This window comes from Curtobacterium flaccumfaciens UCD-AKU, from assembly GCF_000349565.1.
In the GTDB taxonomy this organism is placed as follows: domain Bacteria; phylum Actinomycetota; class Actinomycetes; order Actinomycetales; family Microbacteriaceae; genus Curtobacterium; species Curtobacterium poinsettiae.
The window spans coordinates 107,072-114,893 of record NZ_KB714611.1 but is presented as its reverse complement, the minus strand read 5'-3'; the positions used below and the strand labels follow the sequence as shown (position 1 = coordinate 114,893).

The 7,822-nt window shown below is 70.1% G+C and carries 7 protein-coding genes; 3 read left to right on the top strand and 4 right to left on the bottom strand.

All coding sequences use genetic code 11. The features are described 5' to 3' along the window. Window positions 1–453: 453 nt before the first annotated feature. Window positions 454–1,329 (bottom strand): DUF808 domain-containing protein, encoded by an 876-nt coding sequence (locus H489_RS26800; RefSeq protein ID WP_031259534.1) that lies wholly within the window; start codon window positions 1,327–1,329, stop codon window positions 454–456. Window positions 1,330–1,423: 94 nt separating this feature from the next. Here H489_RS26800 and H489_RS26795 point away from each other — a divergent pair, with 94 nt between their 5' ends. After that, window positions 1,424–1,693: a hypothetical protein gene (locus H489_RS26795; RefSeq protein ID WP_017886817.1), complete on the top strand. Its 270-nt coding sequence runs from the start codon at window positions 1,424–1,426 to the stop codon at window positions 1,691–1,693. Between the two features lie 19 nt (window positions 1,694–1,712). On the opposite strand, the gene H489_RS26790 is transcribed toward H489_RS26795, so the two are convergent. The 3 genes from H489_RS26790 to H489_RS26785 all read right to left on the bottom strand — a co-directional run bounded on the left by H489_RS26790 (window position 1,713) and on the right by H489_RS26785 (window position 5,310). After that, window positions 1,713–2,129, bottom strand: a complete 417-nt coding sequence (locus H489_RS26790) for a VOC family protein (RefSeq protein ID WP_017886816.1) — start codon at window positions 2,127–2,129, stop codon at window positions 1,713–1,715. A gap of 357 nt (window positions 2,130–2,486) precedes the next feature. Next, window positions 2,487–3,074, bottom strand: coding sequence for a TetR/AcrR family transcriptional regulator (locus H489_RS36755; protein WP_017886815.1), 588 nt, complete (start codon window positions 3,072–3,074; stop codon window positions 2,487–2,489). A 76-nt stretch (window positions 3,075–3,150) separates the two neighbouring features. Beyond that, window positions 3,151–5,310: an MDR family MFS transporter gene (locus H489_RS26785; protein WP_017886814.1), complete on the bottom strand. Its 2,160-nt coding sequence runs from the start codon at window positions 5,308–5,310 to the stop codon at window positions 3,151–3,153. 96 nt (window positions 5,311–5,406) lie between these two features. On the opposite strand from H489_RS26785, the gene H489_RS38160 reads away from it, so the two are divergent. Then, on the top strand, window positions 5,407–5,871 hold the full coding sequence (locus tag H489_RS38160) for a MarR family winged helix-turn-helix transcriptional regulator (protein ID WP_017886813.1): 465 nt from the start codon (window positions 5,407–5,409) through the stop codon (window positions 5,869–5,871). A 91-nt stretch (window positions 5,872–5,962) separates the two neighbouring features. Next, window positions 5,963–7,771: a DEAD/DEAH box helicase gene (locus tag H489_RS26775; protein ID WP_017886812.1), complete on the top strand. Its 1,809-nt coding sequence runs from the start codon at window positions 5,963–5,965 to the stop codon at window positions 7,769–7,771. Window positions 7,772–7,822: the final 51 nt, after the last annotated feature.

Sequence of the window (7,822 nt, the reverse complement as noted above, 5' to 3'; positions counted from 1 at the left end):
ACCGAGGACCTCGGGCACCGAAGCGACCGGTGCGGGGATCTTCGACGACGACGAGGACACCGTGTGGATGGCGGGGGTCGCGGCCTGGGCGGAGGAGATGCCGAACGCGGCACCGCCCAGCACGAGGGCGCCGGTGGTGGCGAGGGTGATGGAGGTCTTGAGGCTCTTACGCATCGTGATCAGTCCTTTGCTGTTGTCGCGCTCGGCGCGGCTGCTGTGTGCGCGCCGAACACACCCTGGTGCAGGGTGGAGAACCAGCGGTGTGCGGCTGGTGAGCGCTCCGGGTGGTTCCCGGTCGTTGCAGGTGATTCGGCACCCTCTGGCGAAGGGTTTGGACGGATCTGACGTCGTTACCGCTCTGTGACCTTTCGGCTGTTGCGGGTCAGGACGCTTTGCCGGACGGGAGGCGCGGTGCCAGGCCGCCACGGGCCTCCCGTCCGTCGCGCAGTCGCGTCAGTGCTGCCCGCCGCGCAGGCGGCCGATGCCGAGCACGATGCCGACGACGACCATGCCGAGCACGAGGCCGGCCACGGCCGACACGGCCGTGTCGGCGATCCAGACGACGACGGGGCCGGCGGCATCGAGCGCGTGCTCGATCACGTGCAGCAGGTCGTACGGTCCGTGCCAGATCGTCTCGGCCAGGTTCGCGATGACCAGGTGTCCGCCGACCCAGAGCATCGCGACGGTGCCGATGATGCTGATGACCCGGAAGACCATCGGCATCGCGCGGACGATGCGGGCACCGATCCGGCGGGTGCGGCGCACCGAGTTCTTCATCATCTGCAGGCCGATGTCGTCGACCTTGACGAGCAGCGCCACGGCGCCGTAGACGACCGCCGTCATGACCAGGCCGATCACGATCAGGGCGCCGAGCGTCGGCCAGAGCCCCAGGTCGGGGTCGAGGCCCGCCAGCGCGATGAGCATGATCTCGGTGCTCAGGATGAGGTCGGTGCGGATGGCGCCGAAGACGAGCTTCGGTTCGGTGACGGCCTCGTCGGACCCGCCCTCGTGGTGGACACCGAACCACTCGGTCACCTTCTCGGCACCTTCGAAGCACAGGTAGGTGCCGCCGAGCAGCAGCAGCCAGGGCAGCACCCCGGGGGCGAACGCCGTCAGCAGCAGGGCCAGCGGGATGATGATGACGAACTTGTTGAACAGGCTGCCGAGGGCGATGCGCCCGACGACCGGCAGTTCGCGGGCGGGCTCCAGGCCCTGCACGTACTGGGGTGTGACGGCGGCGTCGTCGATGACGACCCCCGCGGTCTTCGCGCTGGCCTTGAGGGCTGCGGAGAGGATGTCGTCCACCACGGCGAGCAATCCGACTGACAATGCGTTCTCCACTCGTCTGACCTGTGACCGTGCACAGCGTAGTGGCCGCGGAGCATCCTGAACGCCAGCCGCGGGGCGTCCGTAGGCTCGCGACATGGCTGACTTCGCCGCATCCCAGGCCGCCGTCGTCCGGATCGAGCGTTCCGAGCAGGGCCGCTGGGACCTCTCCGTGATCAGCGACGCCGGTGTCGCGATGGGCCACGGCGTCTACTTGTTCGACGCAGCGCACGACGACGCCGAGGACGAGCGGGCCGCGGCACTCGACTTCGTACGCGAGTACGGCTTCCGGTTCGAGCCGGACGCCGTGCAGGCCGATGGCCCCGACGCCTTCTGGGCGCCGCTGCTGCCGTCCGACCAGCAGTAGGCGCTGCTGCGCGCGGGACTCAGCGCGCCGAGTCCTCGAACCCGATCAGCCAGGCGACCCCGAAGGCGTCACGGACGGTGCCGTCCCAGTCGCCCCACGGTCGCTGCTGCAGTGGGTCGACGACCGTGCCGCCCTCGGCGAGCTGGTCGAACCACCGGCGCAGGACGTCCGGTTCCGCGGCGCCGAGCAGTGAGAAGAGCAGCCCCGTCGCCGAGAACGGGGTGTCGCCCTCGCCCTCGCTCGCGTCCGCGGCGAACAGCTGCAGCTCGCCGGTGAGCTGGCCGTGCGCGACGGCGTCGGCCGGGCCGTCCGTGCGGGAGAAGTCGGCGTAGGTCGCGATCTGCACCTGGCCACCGAACACCCGCTGCCAGTGCTCGAGGGCCTGCCTGGCGGTGCCGGCGAACTGGAAGTACGGCGCGGGTCCCGTTGTGTGCATGCCCGGCAAGGTACTCCGGAGTGCGGACTGGGGAAACCCCAGGGCTCGTCAGCCGAGCAGTGCGAGTGCGCGACGGCTGGGAGACGCCGTCGTCACGTCGAGACGCCTCCGGAAACGGTGGTGTCTCGAGGACTTCCCGGCGTCGGGCGGACACGACGGCGTGTTCGCACCCGGCCACGGTGCGGACGGGAGGCCCGTGGGGACGCCGCCACGGGCCTCCCGTCCGGCACCGGGGCACGCGCACGGCGCGACGTTCCTTCCCATTGCGCCTGCGCTGGAAAGCGGAAACGGGCGTACCTGGCGGGAAGTTCCTGCCAGGTACGCCCGATTCGACCAGGTACGCCCTGCGCCCCCGCCTCAGGACGCGAGCGCGGCCATCTCGCGCACGACCGCACGGAGCCGGTCGGCGAGCTCCTCGTTGCTCCGCACGGTCTCGCGGTGCGCGACCTCGCTGAGTGCCGACATCACCAGGGTCACGGCGGTGCGGGCGGTCTGGGCGTCCGTGCGGGTGCCGACGACGCTGAGCAGGGACTGGCGCGACTCGGCCATCCACTGCATCACCATCGACGACATCTCCGGCCGGAGCACGAGCAGCTCCTTCATGCGCCTGCGGTCCTGCGAGAGCGGCACGGTCGCCGCGACCAGGGTGCACAGGTCGGCGACCAGGGCCCCGTCGGCCTCGGCGAACCAGGCCGCTGCGCGCTCCGGCACCTCGACCGAGTCGAGCCCGAGTGCCGCGTGCGCCTTCGACGAGAAGTAGTTGAAGAAGGTGCGGGGCGAGACGTCGGCGTCGGCGCAGATCTGCTCGACCGTCACGCCGTCGAGCCCGTGCGCGGACACGAGCGTCAGTGCCGCGTCGTGCAGCGCCTGCCGGGTCTGCTGCTTCTTCCGTTCACGCAGCGTGCACGGCTCCGTTGCCGCAGCCGCTGCCGGGGTGGTGATCACGTGGACTCCTGGTGGATCGATGTGGGTGGGAGGGGCGCCCGCCCGGAAAGGGGGCACGGGCGGACGTCCCGGTCGGTCACCGACGGGTCGTCGGTGTGGACCCGGTCATCGGACCCGTGAACGAGCCGGCCTCGGCTGCTGCGGCGCCCGCCTCGGCCTCGAGCTGCGCCTCGGCGGACATGTCGGCCTGCTCCTGCAGCGCGGAACGCTGGCGCAGCGGCGGCACCCGGAAGAACCAGGTCAGCACGAACGCGAGCAGGATGACGCCGAGACCGACCCAGTAGATCGTCACGGACGAGGCGTTGAAGCCCGCCATGAACGGCCGGGTCAGGCGGCTGTCGGCACCGGTCAGGAACGAGGTGTCGTTCGTGCTGGTGGCGCTGTCGCTCGTGGTGTTGCCGTCGTCGATCTTCTTCGCGAGCTCGGGGGTGAGCTCGTCGACCCAGTAGGAGCGCTGCGCAGCGTTCGACCAGTCGACGGACACGGTGCCGTCCTGCACGCTGGCGTGCGCCTGGTCGGCGACCTGCTCGAGGGCGGACTGCTCGGCGGCCGGCGTGGCCGCGGCGACCTGCTGGTCGATCACGGTCTGCGCTGCCGCTGCGGGCACGGCACCCGCGGCGACCTGCTGCTGCACGGCCGCGGTGACCTGCTCGGTGACCGCGGCGTCGGCGGCCTGCTTCGCCTTGGCCGAGGCGGCGTCGAGCTGTGACTGCACGGTCTTCGTCAGCGGGGTGACGACGGGCGTCCAGATCTTGTCCATGGCGCCCTGGTTCGCCTTCGCGCTGGCGACGGTCGGGTTGAGCGCGGCGTCGAGTGCCGGACCGAGGTCCTTCTGGTTCGCGGTCGCGGTCAGGATGTTCGCCGGCATCACCGAGAACAGGATGGACAGCAGCACGGCGGTGCCGAGCGTGCCGCCGATCTGGCGGAAGAACGTGGCGGACGACGTGGCGACGCCCATGTCACGGGCCTCCACCGAGCCCTGCGACGCCAGGGTCAGCGACTGCATGACCGATCCGAGGCCGAGACCGATGAGGAACATGCCGATCATCAGGAACCAGAGCGGCTTGTCGATCGACATGAACGTCAGGACGACGTAGCCGGCGGAGACGAGCGCGGTGCCGATGACCGGGAAGATCCGGTAGCGGCCGACGCGGGCGACGATCTGACCCGAGGTGATCGAGGCGATCATCAGCCCACCGACGAGCGGCAGGGTCGCGAAGCCGGACTCGGTCGGGGTGAGCCCCACGACGATCTGCAGGTAGAGCGGGATCGTGAGCATCGCACCGAACATCGCGAAGCCGACAAGGAACCCGATGACGGTCGCCATCGAGAACGTGCCCGAGCGGAACAGCTTGAGCGGGATGATCGCCGCGTCGCCCATCTTCGACTCGATGAGCAGCAGACCGATCAGCCCGACGACACCGACGACGTAGCAGGCGATGGCGGCGGGGGAGCCCCAGCCCCAGATGCGGCCCTGTTCGGCGACGAGCAGGAGCGGCACGAGGGTGACGATGACGGCGGTCGCGCCCCACCAGTCGACCTTCGGCTTCGCGTCGCCGGCGCCGTGCACCTTCGGCAGGTGCAGGAACACGATGACCATGAGCAGCGCCGCGACACCGATCGGCACGTTGATCAACAGGACCCAGCGCCAGCCGGTGATCCACAGGATCTCGGAGGAACCGGCGAGCAGGCCACCGATGAGCGGGCCGATGACGGACGAGATGCCGAAGACGGCGAGGAAGTACCCCTGGTACTTGGCGCGCTCACGCGGGGCGAGGATGTCGCCCATGATCGCCAGCGGCAGCGACATCAGCGCACCGGCACCGATGCCCTGCACCGCGCGGAAGGCGGCGAGCATGAGCATCGAGGTGGACATCGACGACAGGACGGCGCCGAGGATGAAGACGACGATGCCGAAGATGTAGAGGGGACGGCGGCCGAAGATGTCGGAGAGCTTGCCGTAGATCGGCGTCGCGATCGTCGAGGTGATGAGGTACGCGGTGGTCACCCAGGCCTGCTGGTCGAGCCCGTGCAGGTCGTCGCCGATCGTGCGGATCGCCGTGCCGAACACCGTCTGGCCGAGCGAGGACAGGAACATGCCCGCCATCAGGCCGTAGATCACCAGGAGGATCTGACGGTGGGTCATCAGCGGCTGCTGGCCGGCGCCTCCGGAGGCCGCGGGGGCCTCGGCGGTGTGCCGACCGTGCTGCACCGAGACGGGTGCGGTGGCGGTCATCGAACTCCTTTTTCTGGCTGTGAAACTTTGCAGACCGCGCAACGATACATCTGTTGCTTCCGGCAAGCAACTAAATGTGCCCGCTACGCTGGGCGCGTGACCGACGACCGGCGTGCCGCAGAGCGACTCCTGCGATCCCAGCTCGACCGGCTGTGGGTCCGGCAGACCCTGCGCTCCTCGCTCATCGAGTCGCGCGGCGGGCTCGACCCGACCGCCCGCGTGATCCTGCGTGCCGTCGCCGGCCACGGCCCCGTCCGGGCGACCGCGATCGCCGACGCGACGGGGTTGTCCCGCCCGGTGATCAGCCGGCGGGTGGCCTCGCTGATCGAGGCCGAGCACCTGATCGGGTCACCCGATCCCGCGGACGGCCGCGCCACGCTCGTCACGCTCGCCCCCGCCGGCCGGCGGCTGCTCGATGAGCTGGACGCCGCCGGCGCCGAGGTCTTCGACGACCTGACGGGGGAGTTCGCCTCGGACGAGCTGCGCGCGCTCGCCGAGATGCTGACGCGGCTGAACGACCGTGCCGACACGGTCCTGGGGATCGGCGCCACGCGCTCCTGACGTGACCGAGGGGACGGACGGGAGGCCCGTGGCGGCGTCGCCACGGGCCTCCCGTCCCTGCGGAGCGCGCATTCGAGATACCGTTGGTGGTATGAGCACGGACACCACCCCCACCACTGAGACCCTCGACGACGGGCCCGTGGTGACGTTCGCCGATCTCGGCCTGAGCGACGCTGTGCTCAAGGCCGTCAAGGACATCGGTTACGAGACCCCTTCCGCCATCCAGGAAGCCACCATCCCCACCCTCCTCGCCGGGCGCGACGTCGTCGGCCTGGCACAGACCGGTACCGGCAAGACCGCGGCCTTCGCGCTGCCGATCCTGTCCCGCATGGAGTCCGGCAGCAAGAAGCCCCAGGCGCTCGTGCTGTCCCCGACGCGCGAGCTCGCCCTGCAGGTGTGCGAAGCGTTCGAGCAGTTCGCGTCCCACATGAAGAACGTCCACGTCCTGCCCGTCTACGGCGGCCAGGCGTACGGCGTGCAGCTCTCCGCCCTGCGCCGCGGCGTCGACGTCATCGTCGGCACCCCCGGTCGCATCATGGACCACCTGGCGAAGGGCACGCTCGACCTGTCCGAGCTGAAGTACCTGGTCCTCGACGAGGCCGACGAGATGCTCAAGATGGGCTTCGCCGAGGACGTCGAGACGATCCTCGCCGACACCCCGGACGACAAGCAGGTCGCGCTCTTCTCGGCGACGATGCCCGCGCAGATCCGCCGCATCTCGCAGCAGTACCTGACCGACCCGGCCGAGATCACCGTCAAGACCAAGACGAAGACCGCCGCGAACATCACGCAGCGCTACCTGATGGTCTCGTACCCGCAGAAGGTCGACGCGCTCACCCGCATCCTCGAGGTCGAGGACTTCGAGGGCATGATCATCTTCGTCCGCACCAAGAGCGAGACCGAGACCCTGGCCGAGAAGCTCCGTGCCCGCGGGTACGCCGCCGCCGCGATCAGCGGTGACGTCGCCCAGGCCCAGCGTGAGCGCACGGTCAACCAGCTGAAGTCGGGCAAGCTCGACATCCTGGTCGCCACCGACGTCGCCGCCCGTGGTCTCGACGTCGACCGCATCACGCACGTCGTGAACTTCGACATCCCCGTCGACATCGAGTCCTACGTGCACCGCATCGGTCGTACCGGTCGTGCCGGCCGCTCGGGTGACTCGATCAGCTTCGTCACCCCGCGTGAGCGTCGCCTGCTCGCCGCGATCGAGCGCCACACCAAGCAGCCGCTCACGCAGATGCAGCTGCCGACCATCGACGACGTCAACGAGACGCGCCTGACCCGCTTCGACGACGCCATCACCGCGGCGCTCGAGGACCAGGGCCGGATCGCCGCGTTCCGCGACGTCATCGCGCACTACGTCGAGCACCACGACGTCCCGTCGGACGACGTCGCTGCCGCCCTGGCGGTCGTGGCGCAGGGTGACTCGCCGCTGCTGCTCACCGCAGCCGACGACGCGCTCCGCTCGCAGATGGAGCGTGACGCCCGCCGCAGCGAGCGCGACGACCGTGGTGCCCGCGACGACCGCGGCGGCCGCAACGACCGTGGTGCCCGCGACGACCGTGGCGGCGACCGCGACCGTGGCGACCGCGCCCCGCGTCGTTCGCAGCCGATGTCCCCGTACCGCATCGAGGTCGGACGTCGTCACCGCGTCGAGCCGCGCCAGATCGTCGGTGCGCTGGCCAACGAAGGTGGCCTGCGCCGCGACGACTTCGGTGCGATCCAGATCCGTCCGGACTTCTCGATCGTCGAGCTGCCGGCCGACATGGACCCCGGTGTGCTCGACCGCCTGACCGACACCCGGATCAGCGGCAAGCTCATCGAGATCCGTGCGGATCGCCGTGGTGGCGGACGCCGTGACGACCGCGACGAGCGTCCGGAGCGCAAGCCGCGCTACTGAGACGCGCCGCGTCCGAGACGCGACCCCTGTGGACGGGAGGCACGGTGCCAG